We start from the raw sequence: 17,237 nt of genomic DNA on the forward strand, positions 1-17,237 counted from the left end.
CCTCACGCTATATCCACACTCGCGCGGTTTCTGGGCGCAAAGCCGGCCACAACAGGGCAATCACGGACGCGCCTGTCGGTCCGGCTGCCTGCGCTTTCAGCCGGACCCGCCCGGTTCAGCCGAGATGCCGGCGCCAGGCCTCAAGCCCGATCTCGATGTCCTTGCGGCCGAAGCCGACCCGGAAGCGGTCGGTGGCAACCCGCAGAAGGTCGGAAACGAACAGGCTTGACGGCAGCAGCAGGATGCCCGCCTCCTCCACCAAGCTCCGGCAATGCGCCTCCACCCCATCGGCGCCGAGGTAACGGGCAAAACCGACGCAGCCGCCGTCCGGCGCCTGCCATTCATAGAGGCCTGGAAATCCTGCAAAGAAGCCGCTGAGCTTGTCCAGATTGGCCGCGACAAGCGCCCGGTTGCGATCAAGGATCGTTGCGCGCGCCTTGAGCGCGATCGTCGCCAGCACCTCCGACGGCCGCGAATTGCAGATCGACAGGTAGTGCTTCATCTTCTCCATGCGCTCGAGCAGCGCGCGGTCGCGGCAGGCGATCCAGCCGATCCGAAGGCCCGGCAGGCCATAGGCCTTGGACATGACGTTGAGCGAAACGCCGCGCTCGAAAAGTTCGGCCGCCTGCGGCAGACGCAGTGCCGAATCCCGCTCCAGCCCGCGATAGACCTCGTCGCTGAAGAGGTGGATACCGCGCTCCGCGCAAAGATCGGCGAGCGCCCGAAACGTCTGCTGGTCGGCGATGGCACCTGTCGGGTTGTTGGGAAAGTTGACGCAGATGAGCCGGGTGTTCGGGCGCAGCGTCGCCCTGACATCCGCAATGTCGAGCCGCCAGTTGTTTTCCGGCCTCAGCGGAACGCCGGTAACAGCGCCGGCGATCGTGACCGGCAGGGTTTCCATCGACTGGTAGTTCGGCACCGTCACGATGGCGTGGTCATCGGGCGAAAGCAGCGCCAGCATAGCGCAATAAAGTCCCTCCTCTGCGCCGGCAAAGCAGAGGATGTCGGCGGCCGACAGGCCCTCGTAGGTGGCGGCGATCGCCGCCCTCAGGGCCGGCGCGCCATAGGTCTCGGTGTAGCCGAGCGTCACGTCCTCCCAGGCGGCGCGGTCCTCTTCGTCGGCGAGTGCCAGCAGGTCGCTCATGGCCATCGTCTGGCTGTCGCTCGCCGTCATGTGGTGGCGCGCATTGAACTCCCAGCGTGAGAAATGGGTTTCGAGCCGGAAATCGGGTAAGGTCGTCATGGCGATGTCCTCCATTCGCGACGCAATCGGCGCACGAGAAAACGGTAGAGAAATCAGACAATTCCATTGGAAACATGAAGCACGTGTTCATCCGGAATGATCTGGGCTGAAAGCGTTGGCCCGAATGCGCGCGAGCCTATCCGGCTGCCTCGCCGCGCGCAGCGGCAAGATAGTTGTAGATCGACGCGCGCGACGTGCCGATGAGGCCTGCAAGGTGATCGACGGCGTTGCGCGTCTGGAACAGGCCGCGTTCGTCGAGCGCCGCCACCAGCGCCACGCGGTCACCGCGTTTCAGCGCCGAGAGCGCCAGCCCCTGCTCCTTCAGCCAGCCATGCAGCGTCGCGTTGATCTCTTCGCGCCAGTCGCGTGAAAACAGCGCCTGCGGCCGCGGCTCGGCCGCACCGGCGAAGGCCGACAGCAGCTTCACCGCCGTATCGATCATCGACATGTCGAGATTGATGCACAGCAGTCCAACCGCCTCTCCGGCCCCATCACGCAGCACCGCGGAAATCGACTTGAAGCGCCGTCCGTCGGATCCGGTCTTTTCATAGGGTCCAAGCACGGTCGCCTCGCCACCGAACGCTCTGAACTCCTCCTCGATCAGCGAATTCTCGCCGACCGCGCGGCCGGAGAAACAGTTCCAGATCGCAGCGATCGTGCCGCTCCGCAGATCATGCAGCACCACCTCGCCATGCGGATAGAGCAAGGCGCTGATCGCAGCGGCGGTTGGCGCATGCAGGGCAAGGCCGGCGGGGATGACAGGTGCAACGTTCATGGCTCGATTTCGCGCAATTTGGACAGAATGTCAATATTGGACAAAAGATTGAATTTCAACATATGCGCCAGTGCTTGCGCACGAGACCGCGCTGGCCTATCCCCGAGGACCAACGAGAATCGCCTGAAGACGCGCAGCGGGAGACAGTGACATGAACGCCGGCCCAGCCTCCTTTCCCGACCGCGACACCGTCGCTGAAAAGCTCCAGGCGTTCGGCGAGGCGGATCAATCCTTCCTGCGGCTGCTGATGGAAAACCCGGAGCAGGACGAGCGCTTGATGGACGGCCTCTATCGCCACCTCGATCGCGCCTCCGAGGCCAAGTTCCTGAACTCGCTGAAACTTGAGAAGCTTGGAGAGTGGCTCGGCGCCCATGCGCCTGCCCGTCTGCAGATGCGCCTGATGGAAGCCGGTCGCTCCAGCCAGCACGCCGCCTACCAGGCGTTCAAGGCGGGACTGTCAAAAGCCGACGGATTGGGCCGCGCTTTCCCGAAGGCGTGAGCGTCACCTCGAAGCGCTGCACGTAAACGGTCGCACGCCCTGCCCCTGACACTGCAAGCGGGGACGGACCGTGCGCGACAGGCATTTTGAAGCGCGTTGGCGCCTGCGCTGGACGAACGCCCCTCACTGTCCTGCCGGACATCTCTCCCCGCAAGCGGGGAGAGAACCGCTAGGAGCACCGTTCGGCGCCAACAATCGGCGTTCCATCGAGCCAATGCCAGTGCTCCCTTTCCGCCAGGCTCAGAGTTCCATCGCACCAGCGTCAGTGTTCCATGACACCAGAGGCAGTGCTCCTCGCCGCCAGACACAGCCATCCAACAGTTCGACCGTCGAGATGGCCGAAACCGTCGCCACTTATGCCCTTCTCCCCGTCAAAACGGGGAGAAGGTGCCGGCAGGCGGATGAGGGGCCTTCCCTCACCGTGTGGATGCGGGGCACTTCCCCTCATCGCGGGATAAGGGGCTTCCCTCACCGCGCGAATGAGAACAACAAGCCTCGCTCAATTCCTAGACCCGCCGAGCCCTTTCGCCAGCCGCACCAGATTGACGAACTCGCTGCGGTAGCCGAACGGGTCTTGCCCCTTGGCGGCAGACGCAAGGTCAACGACGGCGTCGTAGGAGTAATCCGCAAGCGCCGTCACGCCCGCGAGCTTCTGCCCGAACGCAGCGACAGCCGCCGAAAAGCGCACGTCATCAGGCGCATCGACGAGCGACGGCACGGCATTGGCTTCGGTGATCGCCGTTGTGATCAGCTCGCTCTTGTCCCCATCCGGCTTCTTGTAGCGGATCTTCAGAAAGGCGAGTTCGCCGCCATGCGGGCTGGCTTCGGCTGCCGGTTTCTGCGCATCCGCGTAGCGCAGGTCGTCGTTGAGCACCGCAGGGCTGCCCTTCGGCGTCACCTCGTAGATCGCCGTCACGCTGTGACCGGAGCCGATATCGCCGGCATCCACCTTGTCGTTGTTGAAGTCCTCGCGCTTCAAGGCGCGGGTTTCATAGCCGATCAGGCGGTATTCGGCGATCGCGGCCGGATTGAACTCCACCTGCAGCTTGACGTCCTTGGCGATCGGGAAAAGCGACGAGCCCGCCTCCTCCACCAGCGTCTTCTGCGCTTCGGCGAGCGTATCGATATAGGCGGCCGTGCCGTTGCCGTTCTGGGCGATCGTCTGCATCAGCGCATCGTTGTAGTTGCCGCGGCCGAAGCCGAGCACCGAGAGGAAGATGCCGCTCTTGCGCTTGTCCTCGATCAGCCGCTTCAGGTCCTCGTCGCTCGAAGGCCCGACGTTGAAGTCACCATCCGTCGCCAGCATGATCCGGTTGACCCCGCCCTTGACGAAGGCCTTCTCGGCAAGCCCGTAGGCCGCATCGATCCCTTCCGCGCCGGCGGTCGAGCCGCCCGGCTGCAAGGTATCGATGGCTGCAAGGATCTTCGCCTTGTCTTTCACCGCTGTCGGCTCCAGCACCGTTCCGGCGTTGCCGGCATAGGTGACGATCGAGACCGTATCTTCGGGCTTCAATTTCTCGACCAGCAGCCGGAAGGCGCCTGTAAGCAGCGGCAGCTTGTCCGGCTCGTCCATCGAGCCGGAAACGTCGATCAGGAAGACGAGGTTTGCCTTCGGCGCCTGCGCCTGTACGACGTCGTAGCCCTTGATCGCTACATGCATCAGCCGCGTGCCGCCGTTCCACGGCGTCGGTGTCACCGTCACCGTCGCCTTGAACGGCTCGGCGGCGCTCGCCGGCCGCGGCCAATCGTAAGGGAAGTAGTTGACCATCTCCTCGACCCGCACGGCGTCTCGCTCGGGCATCTGGCCTTCCATCAGCGAGCGGCGCACGAAGGCGTAGGAGGCCGTGTCGACATCGACCGAGAAGGTCGAGACCGGCTCGGTCAGAACGCTTTTCACCGGATTGCTGTCGGCCTTGCCGAAGCGCTCGCGGTTTTCCTCCGGCGCAACCAGATTGTCCTCGGTAACCGGTACCGGCAGGTACGTCATCTGTGGCTGCGCACCGCCGACGGCGGAAAGCGGGGCTGCCGCGCGCGTTTCGCTCTCGCCCACCCGCATAGGCCTGGCTCCGGCGGCCTTCGGTTCTTGACGCGCCACCAGGTTTGCAACAGCGTCCGCGTCGAGCGCTTCCTTGGATACGGCCGCGGCTTGATCTGCCGCCTGGGCTTTCTGCTCGGCGAGGCTCTGGTCGGTCGCAGCGCCGGGAGCTTTTTCGTCCTGCACGCGAGCGAGATCGCCCTCGGGCGCTGCATCAGGCAGGGCTGGCTTCGGTGTCGGTTGCGGTGCCGGCTTTTCCTTCAGTGCAATCTCCTGAGCGCGCTCGCCGAAGGGCGCACCGTTGCGCGTCAATTCGAGCGTCAGGAAGGCGGCGGCGGGCACGACCAGCAGGGTTGCGAGTGCCGATCCGGCAAGCAGTTTCCGGTTCATGATGGGGCTCCATATCCGGTTGAAGATGGAGCTTTGACGAACCGGCTGGGCTGATCCTTGGGTGGTGGTTGAATTTTCTTCAGCCGCATCGAAAGCCTGCATGGCGGCAGCAAGCGCCCGGGCGCGCGCTTCCGGAGAAGCCTTCGGCGGGCTCATCCCCGCCAGCTTTTCGAAATCGTCGCGCATGGTCACACGGCCTCCTTGCCAAGCACTGTCTTCAGGCGCTTGCGCGCCTCGTGCACATGCCAGGATATGGTTGCTTCCGAACAGCCGAGCACGTCGGCCGCCGCCGCGTGGCTTAAGCCTTCGGCGTAAACGAGCAGCACCGCGTCGCACTGCTTTTCGGGCAGCTCTCTCACAGCCGCCCAGAGTGCTTCGCGCTGCTCTTCGTCCGGATCCTGGGGTGGCGCTGCCACCGCCTGTTCACTTGCATAGGCCTGCATCTGCCTATCGTCGCGCACCTGCCGGCGCTTGTGATCCCGCGCCGCGTTCAGCGTCAGCGTATAAAGCCAGGTGCGAAACCGGCTCGACCCGCGAAAGCCGCGGATCGCAGCACCCAGGCGCAGGCAGACGTCCTGGGCGATATCCTCGGCATCCGACGCGTTGTCGGACCAGCGCCACGCCACCGCATGAACAAAATCATAGTGGCGCTCGACCAACTGGCCAAAGGCCTGTCGGTCGCCGCTAACAGCTTTTTCGACGAGTTCAACGTCCAAATCCGTGCCCGCCCTCACCTCGTTCAAACCTTAGACGTTAGAGGCCGCCCATTCCTTGGGTGGCGAAACAAATATTTTTTTAGCGGGATGAGGAAAGGTGTCTGCGGCTCCGCCCGCATCCCACGCCCAAGGAAATTCAGCGCGGAAACTTGCCGACGACCGCTATCATCGGCCCCATCGGGAACAGCCGGTCGTGACGGTTGATCTCGGGCGAATAGACGCTCGAAATCGTGCCGTCGAGGAAGAGCGCATTCGGGCAATCGAGCGTGTCACGAAACAGCGTCGCGAAATCGTGGAAGCGCACCGGGCGTTTCGAGATGACGAAGACCGCCTCGCCGTCCGCCGTCACGCCGACGCCGTTGCGGGTTTTCAGGCTGGTGCTGTCAGGCAGGAAGCGCGGGTGCAGCTTGCCGTCGATCACCAACATCGGCCCTGACTGGGTGGCGAAACGTGGGGCTATCCCGGCATCGCGATAGGCGTCGGCCGCCATCACGCCCGCCTTGCCGCCATCCACATAGAACACCCCGTTCGGCAAAAGGTGAAAGTTGCCCCAGCCGCTGTTGGTGTTAAGCGGCGCCTGCTCGTGGCCGTCCTCGATGTGCAGGCCAACCGGCGACAGGTCCTCATGATACATGCCGCCATTCATGGCAAAGGCCATGTATTCCTCGCGGTGGCGCAGTTCCAGCGACAGCGCGCGGAAGGAACGGAAAGGCACACCCGCCTGGTCCTTGTTGTAAAGCCGGATATCGCTTGTCGCGGGATCGAAGGTGCAGGCGACGTAGTCCTGGCCGAGATGGCTGACGTCACGGCAGGCGCCGAGCGCAGGCCCGGCAAGGCCGGCGGAAAGAACGGCACCGACAAGGAAGGGTTTTGGAAAAAGCGGCATGTCAAAGGTCCAATCGAATCAGACTTCAAGCATGCCCGAGATTGCGGCGGTTCTGGCGCAGGGTTAGAAGAACGCACCCACAACCTATCCTAGCGGTACTGACATTCGAATCATGTCAAATGGACCCCACACGGGCGTCGGTTCGCCGCAAAAACAGGGTTCGGCACGTGCGAGAACAGGGAGCTGAGCCATGACGGGTCGCGGTAAGATTGTGCGTCTGCCCAGGCGCAATGGCCGTGTGGCGGCCGGGGCCGACGGCAATTTTCGACGCATTGGCATTAAAGCGCTCGTTGCAATGCTGTGCATTTTGAGCACGTCATGCGGCTCCAGTATCTCGGAAAAGACTGAGTGTTCTGCAGACTGGCTGAAGGTATGGAACAGCCGCTTCGATCCACAGAATTGGTCGTATGTGCATCTGGCTCACTATGCGCAATTTGGAGCCCATCCAGCCATTCCTGGTTATTCTTCAACGGACATAGCTGCGTATTTCGCGGCACTGGCGGTGAAGAACAATCAAGGACTGGACATCGTTCGAATGAAGCTGACCATATCGGCTGAGGATATGCAGAAGCTTCGGAGGGCGGGAACCATGCGCGACGCAATCGCGCGCTTTTATGGGATCCCGGTGCCGCTATCTGCTGGGGCCCCCCGTGACAAATGCATCTACACGGAAGCCTCTGCCGCATGCCTTCCCGGTCTGACGCGTGAGTTGCTGCCGAAAGCCGAAGAGATGCAGCATTATCTCGAAGCCACCATCCGCTCGCACCAAATCGGCCACGTACCCTGCAAAGGTTCGATCCAGGATTTCGACAATCCTAACTTTCGCTGAGCACTTCACAGACGACGTTACCCGCCCGCCAGCAGCCCCATGGCCATGACGAGACCGTAGCACCCGGCCGCGGCCGCCAGCCCGAAGATGACGCAGAGGGAGGCAAAGCCGCCGACGCCTGCGAGCACGTAGGATTTGGGGTCGCGGTTCAGCACATCCTGCGACAGCGAAAGCAGCAGCCGCTTCTCCCGCAGCGTCGTCGCCAGTTTCACCGCATGGCGCCTGGCTTCCTTCTGCACCAGGCGGAAATTGTTGCCGATTGCGAGCAAGGTCAGGAACAGGCCGAGTGCGCCGAGCGTCAGCGCAAACTTGCGCAGGATATCGATCGCGTCGGGAATGAGATCGCCGGCAAAGACCGAGCGATCGACCAGCGCATCGAAACCGGTGATGCAGGCGGCGATGACAACCGCATGGCCGGCGGCGATCGCCAAGAGCCGCTTGAAAGCATCTTCCAGCACCTGGCTGTTGGCGGCGTGAATGCTGTTAAGCCGAGAGATCTGCGCTTCCACGTCCTCGCGCGACAGGTGCGGAGGATAGTTGCTCACGGATACGACTGGGCTACCTCTCATACGATGGACTCCAACGCCACGCCGTCCAGATCGTTATAAATTCGATAATATTATCTTTCCACGACATCTCCAATTTTAGTCATTTTGGAGATTTGCACCATATTTGCGCGCCAGGGTGGAGAAGCACACCTAGAGTTCTAGCGCCGCCATATGAAAGCGAAGCTGTTCGGGCGGATAGCGATAGTCAATTCCGACCGGACAGGCATCGCGCGAAAGGCAGCCGTTGGCGAGGCATCCCGCGCTGCCCACAACAGTGCCGAGGTGGCGGCGACAGGGTGCGACGTCGAAGCGTCCACTGGCGAGTGCGTCAGCGGGACAGGCGGAGATGCAGGGCTTTTCACGACAGCCGTCGCAGGGATGTGCCGCCGCGCCTTCGCCGGCTTCACCAAGCGGAATGTCGAGGCCGAACGCGCCGCGATAGCCGTGCCAGAGCCCGAAGCGGGGATGGATGAGAATGCCCAGCGGCGACGGCTTCAGGCCTTCGGCCCGCATCGCCCATTGCTGGAACGGCTGCCACGGCGGGTCGGAGGGGAAGTAGGCGGTCGCATGACATGTTTCGGCGATCGGCTGGATGACCGCTTTCGACCAGGTGTCGAGCGGATCCTTGCCGCCGCGATCCGCGCGGCTCCCCCGCCAGGCATCGAAGGGCTGCCAGAGCGAGCCGCCGATATGGCCAATGAGCACCACGCTTGCCGCCGATCGGCCATCGGCAAGCAGCGGCGCTGCCTCGGCGGTTGTGAAATTCACCGTTCCGCGCAAAAAAAGTCCGTGCGGCTTGAGAGCCGCACGGATCGTTTCAATCGTCTTGTCCGCTGACGCGGAAGGCGCCGTCATTTCGGTTTCGGTCCCTGTACTTCGTAATGCGGGCGCCAGACCTCCTTCTGGATCATGTCGGCCACCTGCGCCGCGCCGCCTTGCTCCCTGGCTCGCTCGGGACCCTTTCAGGTGAAGGCGTCCGGCATCGAGTCCTTGCGCTTGGCGATATAGGCCTTGAGCTTTTCGTCGATCTCCGGATCGAGGTAAGGCGCCTCGTAGTGCTCCAGCCAGCTGCGGCAGAGCGCATTTGCGCGCTGCTCGATGCGCTTTTCGCCTTCCACTTCCCACTGTTCGAAGGAATTGTTGTCGGCGAGCGGCGACCGGTAGAAGGCCGTCTGGAAGTTGGCCTGGGTGTGGGCGCAGCCGAGATAGTGGCTGCCCGGGCCGACTTCGCGGATGGCGTCGAGCGCCTGGGCGTTTTCCGAAAGGTCCACGCCTTCGGCCATCTTCTGCATCATGCCGAGCTGGTCCTGGTCGATCATGAACTTCTCGTAGGAAGAAATCAGACCGCCTTCGAGCCAGCCGGCTGCATGCAGCACGAAGTTGGTGCCGGCAAGCAGCGTCATGTTGAGCGTATTGGCCGATTCGTGCGCTGCCTGGGCATCCGGAACCTTGGAGCCGCAGAGCGAGCCGCCGGTCCGGAAGGGAAGCTTCAGGCGACGGGCGAGCTGGGCTGCACCATAGGAGACGAGCGACGGCTCCGGCGTGCCGAAGGTCGGTGCGCCCGACTGCATCGAGATCGAGGCGGCAAAGGTGCCGAAGAGCACCGGCGCACCCTTGCGGATGAGCTGGGTGAAGGAGGCACCGGCGAGAACTTCGGCGAGAATCTGCGTCAGCGTACCGGCAACCGTCACCGGGCTCATGGCGCCGGAGAGAATGAAGGGCGAAAGCACGCAGGCCTGGTTGTGGCGGGCATAGACCTTCAGCGCGCCGACCATGGTCTCGTCGAAGACCATCGGCGAGTTGGCGTTGATGAGGTTGAGCGTCACGCAATTGTTTTCGACGAAGTCGTCGCCGAAGACGATCTTCGCCATGGCGATCGTGTCTTCGGCGCGTTCCGGCGCCGTCACCGAGCCCATGAAGGGTTTGTCGGAGTATTTGATATGGCTGTAGACCATATCGAGGTGGCGCTTGTTGACGGGGATGTCGACCGGCTCGCAGACCGTGCCGCCGGACGAATGCATCGACGGCGCCATATAGGCGAGCTTCACGAAATTGCGGAAATCCTCGATCGTCGCATAGCGCCGCACACCTTCGAGATCGCGCACGAAGGGAGGGCCATAGACCGGGGCGAAGATCGTCGCCTTGCCGCCGACCTTAGCGCTGCGCTCCGGATTGCGCGCATGCCAGGTGAATTCGGAAGGTGCTGTCTTCAGGAGTTCGCGGCAAAGGCCCTTCGGGAAATGAACGCGCTGGCCGCGCACGTCGGCGCCAGCCTGCTTCCACAGCTCCAGCGCCTCTGCGTCGTCGCGGAATTCGATGCCGATTTCCTCGAGGATAATGTCGGCATTCCGCTCGATGAGCTGCAGGCCTTCCTCGTCGAGGACCTCGTATTCGCGAATCTTGCGCTGGATATAGGGCAGAGACGGCCCCGGACCGCCGCCGGTGCGCGATGCACGCCGTGCGGCCGCTCCCCGTCCCTCGCCCCGCGCGCGGCGGCCGCCGCCTTCACCCGCGCCCTGATCTGTCACGTCGCTCATTCGCTCTTTCCTCTCCCGCGCATCGCTTTCTGCGCCTTCAAGCATCAATTTGCCCTAATGCTACCAAGCATCAAAGCCGGTACGGGTCTCAATGCGCCAAGGAGTGGCGCAACTCGAACACTACCGAGAAGCGACCCGTCGACGGCAAAAACCGCGTGGCGCGAATATATTGTTTTTGTTAAGAATATGCAGACGCCAAAAGAAGCTGCCCCTCCGTCGCTTTTTGTCATATGCGACGTCGCTTTCGAAAACAGATTTTTAGCTGTCGAACGCTATGGATGGGTGGAGGCGTGCCAATATTTTCGCGCGACCGTGCCAGGAACCGAGGAACCCCAATATGGCAGACGATGAAATCATTCTCGAGGACCTTTCCGACGAGGAACTTGTGCAGCAGATGCACGACGACCTCTATGACGGCCTGAAGGAGGAAATCGAGGACGGGACCAACATCCTGCTCAAGCGCGGCTGGACGCCCTATGACGTCCTCACCCAGGCGCTTGTCGAAGGCATGCGCATCGTCGGCATCGACTTCCGCGACGGCATCCTGTTCGTGCCGGAAGTGCTGCTCTCGGCCAACGCCATGAAGGCCGGCATGACCATTCTTCGCCCGCTTCTCGCCGAAACCGGCGCGCCGAAGCTCGGCAAGATGGTGATCGGCACCGTCAAGGGCGACATTCACGACATCGGCAAGAACCTCGTCGGCATGATGATGGAAGGTGCGGGCTTCGACGTCGTCGATCTTGGCATCAACAACCCGGTCGAGAACTATCTGGAAGCCATCGAGCGCGAGCAGCCGGATATCCTTGGCATGTCGGCGCTCCTGACGACGACCATGCCTTACATGAAGGTCGTGATCGACACGTTGAAGGAAAAGGGCCTGCGCGATGACTATGTCGTTCTCGTCGGCGGCGCGCCACTGAACGAGGAATTCGGCAAGGCCGTCGGCGCCGACGCCTATTGCCGCGATGCGGCGATCGCGGTTGAAACCGCCAAGGACTTCATGAAGCGCAAGCACAACCGTCTGGCTGGCTGAGCTTCGATCGATCCAAGTTGAAGAAGCCGGCCGCAGGGATGACATCCCCGGCCGGCTTTCTTATGTCTGGCAAAACGTCGGGCAAGTGCCGGGTCAGTTGACGGAGTTCGCCACCTTCTTGCCGGCCGACTGTGTCGCGTTGACGGTGTTTGCAGTATCCTGCCCGATGCCGCGGATGGTGTTGCCGCAGGCGGTGAGCGTCGAAAGGGCGACGAGAACGGCGCCGACGGTTGCAAGGGTCTTTACAGTCATGGTCAGGGTCCTTCCCGCTGATAGGCCACATGGAATCAAGATGGAAAAAATATCGCCCGCAATAGAACGTGCACAACCGGAAAAAGTTCACGTGATCGGTTGCGGCGCGATCGCGCGGGAAATCCTGGCGGTCTGCGAGGCAAACGGACTTCAGCATATCGATCTCAGCTGTCTGCCCGCCATCTGGCACAACACCCCGGACAAGATCACGCCCGGCGTGCGCGACGCCATCGCCAAGGCCCGCGCAGAAGGCTTCAAGCGCATCTTCGTCGCCTATGCCGACTGCGGCACCGGCGGGCTGCTGGACAGGCTGCTGGAAGAAGAAAAGGTCGAGCGCATCCCCGGCCCGCACTGTTACTCCTTCTTTGCCGGCAACGCCGATTTCGCCAAGCGCTGGGACGACGACCTTACCGCCTTCTTCCTCACCGACTTCCTCGCCCGGCAGTTCGAAGCCTTCGTCATCGAGCCGCTCGGCCTGAACAGGCACCCCGAGCTGCGCGACATGTATTTCGGCCACTACCGCAAGCTCGTCTATCTCTCGCAGCAGGAGGACGCGTCCCTGCAGGAAAAGGCGATGAAGGCAGCCGAAACGCTCGGGCTCGAATATGAGTACCGGTTTACGGGTTATGGGGATCTCACCGGGTCGCTGCTCACAGCGTGATCGAGCGGCCCGAATCTCTAGCTGCGCGCGGCGATCACGACGCCTGTCGCGATCATCGCGCCGCCGGCGACGCGGTTCAAAGCGCGCACCGCCCGGGTTGTGCGGAACCAGCGTGACGATGCCGACGACAAGAGCGCGTATCCTCCCATCGTCACGACATTGACTGCGAAAACGACGGCAAGCACGGTCGCGATATCAAAGCGATCGAGGCTGTCGAGATCGAGGATCAGCGGCATCAGGCTGGCGTGAAAGAGGATCGCCTTCGGGTTGCCGAAGCCGATGGCGGCGCCGAGCGCTAGCGAGCGCATCCACCCGCGCTCGCCCGACGCCGCCTCGGCATCAACCGTCGCGGCCGCACGCCACATCCGGTATCCCAGGAAAACCAGATAGGCAGCACCCGCATACTTGATCACCATGAACAGCCATCCAAAGGTTTGGGCGATGACGGTGAGGCCGGCAAGCGCGACGCTCACCAGCACCACGTCGCTGAGCGCGACGCCGAGGCCACATGCCAGCGCCGGACCGAGACCACGGCTGATGCTGGTGGAAATGACCGCGAACATGGCGGGACCGGGCGTGGCTGCAGCAAGAAACAGGGCAAGCATATAAGCAATAAGGATCGAAGGCGTCATAATACACACCCAATAAATGAAATCGACATCAAACCTATATTCGAACTTGATATACCGCAACAGACATCAATTATTTCGAGAAAGATCTCGAAAGTAAAAAATTTAAACGTGTAATTACCTCGATAAGCGCAAAAAATACAAAGAAATATAATCATATTACGCTGCCAATTGCGAGCCCAACCATCGCGCTCGGGAGAGCCAACGGGCATCCGCCGCGGGCCGGATGCCGCCGGCGCTCCTTGCCGTGGCCACAGCAATTGTCCGACGGCACGGCGAAGGCGCTTTACGGCAAACTCCATATAGGGTACCCCACTATATAATATTGGAGAGATCGACATGGGCAATCATCACCACGACCATCATCACGGCCAGCATGCGCACGACGAGGGGCGCGTGCTTGCGGCACGCCACGATCACGTCTTCCTTGGAGCCGGTCATGAGCGCAACGAGCGACGGACCTGGATCGTCATCGCCGTCACCGCGACGATGATGGTGATCGAGATTGTGGCCGGACAGATCTTCGGGTCGATGGCGCTCGTTGCCGATGGCTGGCACATGTCGACCCATGCAGCCGCAATGCTGATCGCGGCGCTCGCCTATCTCTATGCGCGCAAGCATGCGAGCAATCGCCGCTTCACCTTCGGCACGGGCAAGCTTGGCGACCTCGCCGGCTTCTCCAGCGCCATCGTGCTGGCTCTCATCGCGCTTCTGATCGGCTGGGAAAGCCTGAAGCGCCTGAGCGCCCCGGTCAGCATCGAATTCAGCGAAGCCATCCTCGTCGCCGTCGCGGGCCTCTTCGTCAACCTCGTCTGCGCCTGGCTGTTGAGGGACGATCACAGCCATCACCACCATGATCACGGGCATGATCACGGCCATCACGGCGGGCAGGATCGGAACCTGCGCGCCGCCTACCTGCACGTCCTCGCCGACGCATTGACCTCGGTCCTCGCCATTGTCGCCCTTGGTCTCGGCGCGCTCTATGGCTGGCTCTGGCTCGATCCCGCCATGGGCATCGTCGGCGCCCTCGTCATAGCGCGCTGGTCATGGGGCCTCATCCGCGACACCGGCGCCACCTTGCTCGACTACATTCCCGAAGGCGAAGACCTGCCCGAGGAAATCGGCGAGATCGTCGCGAAGGAAGATGCCGAGATCGTCGATCTGCACGTCTGGCAACTCGGACCGGGCCACCATGGCGCGATCGTATCGATTGTCGCCGATAACCCGCGAGCGCCGTCCTACTATCGCGAAAAGCTTGCCGCCATTCACGATTTGTCGCATGTGACCGTGGAGGTGGAACCGCGGGCAGCATAACGGCGGCGCCAGAAACCGGAGAACTCGATGACCCATACCATCCGCGAAAAGCAGAAACTCATCAACAGGGTCCGGCGCCTGCGGGGTCAGATGGAAGCGGTCGAGCGGATGCTGGAAGAGGAGAAGGGCTGCGCCGAGGTCATGCAGGTGATTGCCGGTATCCGCGGCGCGGTCAACGGGCTGATGGCCGAGGTCATCGAAGACCACATCCATCAGCACCTCGCCGCCGAGGGTCTGTCGCAACCGGATCGAAACGAAGCGGCAGCAGAGCTGATCGACGTGGTCCGCGCCTACATGAAATAGTACGCACACCCCGGTCGAACCAACGCATCTTCAGTCGATAGGACATCCCATGAAACTCGGCTTCATCGGCACCGGCGCGCTCTCCGCCGCAATCGTCACCGGCCTCAAGACGCTGCCGGGCGAAACCACGTCCGTCACTCTCTCGCCACGCAATGAAGAGATCGCGGCAAGCCTTGCGGCCCGCTTTCCGGATGTGCACGTCGCTGCCGACAACCAGGCGGTCCTTGATGCCTGCGACACGGTGATGCTCGCCGTGCGGCCGCAGGTTGCCCGCGATGTCCTGCCGACCTTGCGCTTCCGGCCGGATCATCATGTCGTCAGCCTGATTGCGACCTTTTCCGTGGGCGAAATCGCCGAAATGGTCGGGGCGGTGCAGCGCGTGACCAAGGCGCTGCCAATGCCGATGATCGCAATCCGGAGGGGCCCGACGATCCTCTTTCCGCCGGATCCGGTGGTGGCAGCGTTCTTCGGCCGGCTCGGCACGGCGATCGAGGTCGCAAGCGAGAGCGAGTTCGATGCGTTGAGCGTCGCGACCGCCACCTATGCCAGCTATTTCAAGTATCTCGAGACAATCCATAGCTGGCTGAGGGACCACGGCGTCGATGACGCCAAAGGCCGCGACTATGTCGCGTCCCTGTTTGGCGCGCTCGGACAGGCGCCGGAGATAACCCCGGATGCAAGCTTCGCCCATCTGGCGGGAGACTATGCCACGCGCGGCGGCATCAACGAACAGGTGCTGCGCGAACTGAGCGAGCACGGCACGTTCGACCGCTTCAGGGAAAGCCTCGACGGCATTCACAAGCGGATCACCGCGGCGTCGTGAGCGTCCAATACGCTTGAGGAAGCCCCTCGTTCGGCCCGCCGGCCACCTTCTCCCCGCAAGCGGGGTGAAGGCGATTCGCTGCTCCCGCTCCGCCAACAACAAGCACCACGATTTTCGCCTGCCGGCGGCTCGCTTTCGCGAAACTAGGATCGAGGCACGTCCCATCTCCCCGACTGCGGGGTGAGGGATAGGATGAGGGGCAGTCGCGTTCGCTGGCCCCGTTCACAGATGCTGACCGAAGCGCAGCGGCTTGCGTGAACGCTCGCTCCTGCAACGAAAAATAAGCTCTTCCTAATCCCCATATCTGCGCTACCCTACGTTACATCCCAGAGCGCAACGGCTGCGTCTTGGGACGGGAGGCGCCAGTGAAAATCCTCGACTATCTGCCCTACGCCATCGGCTGCGCCGCTGGACTGCTGCTGTCGCTGGTCGTCGGCGCGGTCTGCAGCCTGTCGGATGACGTCAAGATGGTCGAATCCGTCGCCCTCGTCGTACTCGGTGGCGGTGTCGCCGAGTGGTACTGGAACCAGTTAAGCCGGCGGTAACGGGCAAGCCTTCATAACTCGGCCCTGTTCATCCGCGGGGCCGCCATGACCGACATCGCCAGCCAGAATCAAGCCGCAGGCAGACGCCTCGGCCGCGTCGTCGTTGTCACCGCGGGCGGCGAGAACCCCTGGATCATGATCAACGCGCTCGCTGCGCATTTCGCCGACGTGACAGTCATCGAGGAGCAGCCGGAATCAAAGGGCGTCTTCCTGCGCCGCCGCGCGCGCAAGCTCGGCTGGCTGACGGCCGCAGGCCAGCTTGCCACCATGATCGCCTCGCGCTTTGGCAAGCGCTTCACGCGCAAGCGGGCGGAAGCGATCCTGGCGACCTACAAGGTTAAAGGAACGCCCGATCCGACGATCCCTGTCATGGCGGTCGCGTCGATCAACCATGCCGACGCCATCAGCCACGTGCGCGCACTGGAACCGGGCGTTGTCTTCCTGATTAGCTGCCGGATGCTGAAAGCGGCAACGCTTGCTGCCATCCCTTGCCCGGTCATCAATTTCCACGCCGGCATCAATCCCGCCTATCGTGGGCTGATGGGCGGCTACTGGGCGCTGGTCAACAAGGATGCCGAAAACTTCGGCGCAACCGTACACCTGGTCGATGCCGGGGTCGACACCGGCGGCGTGCTCTACCAGTCGCGCCAGACGCCGGCAAAAAACGATACGATGCACACCTATCCGCTGCTGCAGACGGCGGCGTCCACAGGCATCGCGATCGCCGCCATCGAGGATGCACTTGGCCAAAATCTGCGGCCGCTCAATGTCGCAGGCCCGTCACGGCAATGGTATCACCCGCCGATCTGGACCTGGATCTGGAACGGGCTCAGACGCGGCATCTGGTAGACGGTGCAAAGGGTTATCGCCACGCCTCATGCGGGCTAAAAGCCTGAAACTGCGGGAAATCCGCCCCAATCGGCATTGACACCATGGATCGCCCGGCCGACGTTTGCGCGGTCAAGAAAGCACCGCTGCTGCGGCTCGTCGCCCAGCGTCGTTTTTGGACATATCCGACGTCGTGGCGAGATGAGCCCGGACGCCGGTACATGCGCATTGTCGCAGGACGAGGAGAACAACACCCGATGGCAGATCGCATTATCGTCTACTGGCGCGACATTCCGGCCCAGGTCATCATCAAGAAGGGCCGCACGACGGCGAAACGCGAGCTGTCGCTGCGCTTCACCGAGGCGATCGACATGTGCGCCATGCGCACCGG

At 62.6% G+C, this 17,237-nt stretch carries 20 protein-coding genes; 10 read left to right on the plus strand and 10 right to left on the minus strand.

Annotated elements, in window-relative coordinates:
• Positions 1-115 precede the first annotated feature (115 nt).
• Both VGO04_RS18915 and VGO04_RS18920 read right to left on the minus strand, forming a co-directional pair.
• Positions 116-1,243, minus strand: a complete 1,128-nt coding sequence (locus VGO04_RS18915; RefSeq protein WP_327497511.1) for a pyridoxal phosphate-dependent aminotransferase — start codon at positions 1,241-1,243, stop codon at positions 116-118.
• 136 nt (positions 1,244-1,379) lie between these two features.
• A complete protein-coding gene (locus tag VGO04_RS18920; RefSeq protein ID WP_327497512.1) occupies positions 1,380-2,018 on the minus strand; it encodes a helix-turn-helix transcriptional regulator in 639 nt (212 codons plus the stop codon).
• A 151-nt stretch (positions 2,019-2,169) separates the two neighbouring features.
• On the opposite strand from VGO04_RS18920, the gene VGO04_RS18925 reads away from it, so the two are divergent.
• Positions 2,170-2,517: a hypothetical protein gene (locus tag VGO04_RS18925; RefSeq protein WP_327497513.1), complete on the plus strand. Its 348-nt coding sequence runs from the start codon at positions 2,170-2,172 to the stop codon at positions 2,515-2,517.
• A gap of 499 nt (positions 2,518-3,016) precedes the next feature.
• Here the strand turns inward: VGO04_RS18925 and VGO04_RS18930 are convergent, their stop codons facing one another.
• From VGO04_RS18930 to VGO04_RS18940, 3 genes are all read right to left on the minus strand, one after another.
• Positions 3,017-5,128, minus strand: coding sequence for a vWA domain-containing protein (locus tag VGO04_RS18930; protein ID WP_414650568.1), 2,112 nt, complete (start codon positions 5,126-5,128; stop codon positions 3,017-3,019).
• 2 nt (positions 5,129-5,130) lie between these two features.
• Positions 5,131-5,658, minus strand: a complete 528-nt coding sequence (locus tag VGO04_RS18935) for an RNA polymerase sigma factor (protein ID WP_327497515.1) — start codon at positions 5,656-5,658, stop codon at positions 5,131-5,133.
• 136 nt (positions 5,659-5,794) lie between these two features.
• The gene (locus VGO04_RS18940) at positions 5,795-6,544 is read right to left on the minus strand and encodes a phosphodiester glycosidase family protein (RefSeq protein ID WP_327497516.1); all 750 of its coding nucleotides are present in this window, start codon (positions 6,542-6,544) and stop codon (positions 5,795-5,797) included.
• A gap of 190 nt (positions 6,545-6,734) precedes the next feature.
• Here VGO04_RS18940 and VGO04_RS18945 point away from each other — a divergent pair, with 190 nt between their 5' ends.
• Positions 6,735-7,373: a hypothetical protein gene (locus VGO04_RS18945; protein ID WP_327497517.1), complete on the plus strand. Its 639-nt coding sequence runs from the start codon at positions 6,735-6,737 to the stop codon at positions 7,371-7,373.
• A gap of 17 nt (positions 7,374-7,390) precedes the next feature.
• Here VGO04_RS18945 and VGO04_RS18950 read toward each other — a convergent pair whose 3' ends face one another.
• The 3 genes from VGO04_RS18950 to VGO04_RS18960 form a co-directional block, all read right to left on the minus strand.
• Entirely contained in the window at positions 7,391-7,942 is a 552-nt protein-coding gene (locus VGO04_RS18950) for a hypothetical protein (RefSeq protein WP_327497518.1), read from the minus strand.
• A 129-nt stretch (positions 7,943-8,071) separates the two neighbouring features.
• A complete protein-coding gene (locus VGO04_RS18955; protein ID WP_327497519.1) occupies positions 8,072-8,776 on the minus strand; it encodes a ferredoxin in 705 nt (234 codons plus the stop codon).
• A 107-nt stretch (positions 8,777-8,883) separates the two neighbouring features.
• Positions 8,884-10,458, minus strand: a complete 1,575-nt coding sequence (locus tag VGO04_RS18960; protein WP_327497520.1) for a trimethylamine methyltransferase family protein — start codon at positions 10,456-10,458, stop codon at positions 8,884-8,886.
• A gap of 337 nt (positions 10,459-10,795) precedes the next feature.
• Between VGO04_RS18960 and VGO04_RS18965 the strand changes: the two genes are divergently transcribed.
• A complete protein-coding gene (locus VGO04_RS18965; protein ID WP_034788208.1) occupies positions 10,796-11,491 on the plus strand; it encodes a corrinoid protein in 696 nt (231 codons plus the stop codon).
• A gap of 93 nt (positions 11,492-11,584) precedes the next feature.
• Here the strand turns inward: VGO04_RS18965 and VGO04_RS18970 are convergent, their stop codons facing one another.
• On the minus strand, positions 11,585-11,743 hold the full coding sequence (locus VGO04_RS18970; RefSeq protein ID WP_034788206.1) for a hypothetical protein: 159 nt from the start codon (positions 11,741-11,743) through the stop codon (positions 11,585-11,587).
• A 40-nt stretch (positions 11,744-11,783) separates the two neighbouring features.
• Between VGO04_RS18970 and VGO04_RS18975 the strand changes: the two genes are divergently transcribed.
• On the plus strand, positions 11,784-12,404 hold the full coding sequence (locus VGO04_RS18975; protein ID WP_327497521.1) for a DUF1638 domain-containing protein: 621 nt from the start codon (positions 11,784-11,786) through the stop codon (positions 12,402-12,404).
• A gap of 17 nt (positions 12,405-12,421) precedes the next feature.
• On the opposite strand, the gene VGO04_RS18980 is transcribed toward VGO04_RS18975, so the two are convergent.
• Positions 12,422-13,036: a LysE family translocator gene (locus VGO04_RS18980; RefSeq protein ID WP_327497522.1), complete on the minus strand. Its 615-nt coding sequence runs from the start codon at positions 13,034-13,036 to the stop codon at positions 12,422-12,424.
• A 336-nt stretch (positions 13,037-13,372) separates the two neighbouring features.
• On the opposite strand from VGO04_RS18980, the gene dmeF reads away from it, so the two are divergent.
• The 6 genes from dmeF to VGO04_RS19010 form a co-directional block, all read left to right on the plus strand.
• Positions 13,373-14,347, plus strand: a complete 975-nt coding sequence (dmeF, locus tag VGO04_RS18985) for a CDF family Co(II)/Ni(II) efflux transporter DmeF (RefSeq protein ID WP_327497523.1) — start codon at positions 13,373-13,375, stop codon at positions 14,345-14,347.
• 27 nt (positions 14,348-14,374) lie between these two features.
• On the plus strand, positions 14,375-14,650 hold the full coding sequence (locus tag VGO04_RS18990) for a metal/formaldehyde-sensitive transcriptional repressor (protein ID WP_327497524.1): 276 nt from the start codon (positions 14,375-14,377) through the stop codon (positions 14,648-14,650).
• A 49-nt stretch (positions 14,651-14,699) separates the two neighbouring features.
• Complete coding sequence (locus VGO04_RS18995; RefSeq protein WP_327497525.1) at positions 14,700-15,473, plus strand: pyrroline-5-carboxylate reductase; 774 nt, start codon at positions 14,700-14,702, stop codon at positions 15,471-15,473.
• A gap of 365 nt (positions 15,474-15,838) precedes the next feature.
• The gene (locus VGO04_RS19000) at positions 15,839-16,018 is read left to right on the plus strand and encodes a hypothetical protein (RefSeq protein WP_034788185.1); all 180 of its coding nucleotides are present in this window, start codon (positions 15,839-15,841) and stop codon (positions 16,016-16,018) included.
• A 45-nt stretch (positions 16,019-16,063) separates the two neighbouring features.
• A complete protein-coding gene (locus VGO04_RS19005) occupies positions 16,064-16,867 on the plus strand; it encodes a formyl transferase (RefSeq protein ID WP_327497526.1) in 804 nt (267 codons plus the stop codon).
• A gap of 236 nt (positions 16,868-17,103) precedes the next feature.
• A partial coding sequence (locus tag VGO04_RS19010) for a virulence factor (protein ID WP_327497531.1) occupies positions 17,104-17,237 on the plus strand: 134 nt, incomplete at its 3' end.

The sequence above is a fragment of the Ensifer sp. genome, from assembly GCF_035999185.1.
Lineage (GTDB): Bacteria > Pseudomonadota > Alphaproteobacteria > Rhizobiales > Rhizobiaceae > Ensifer.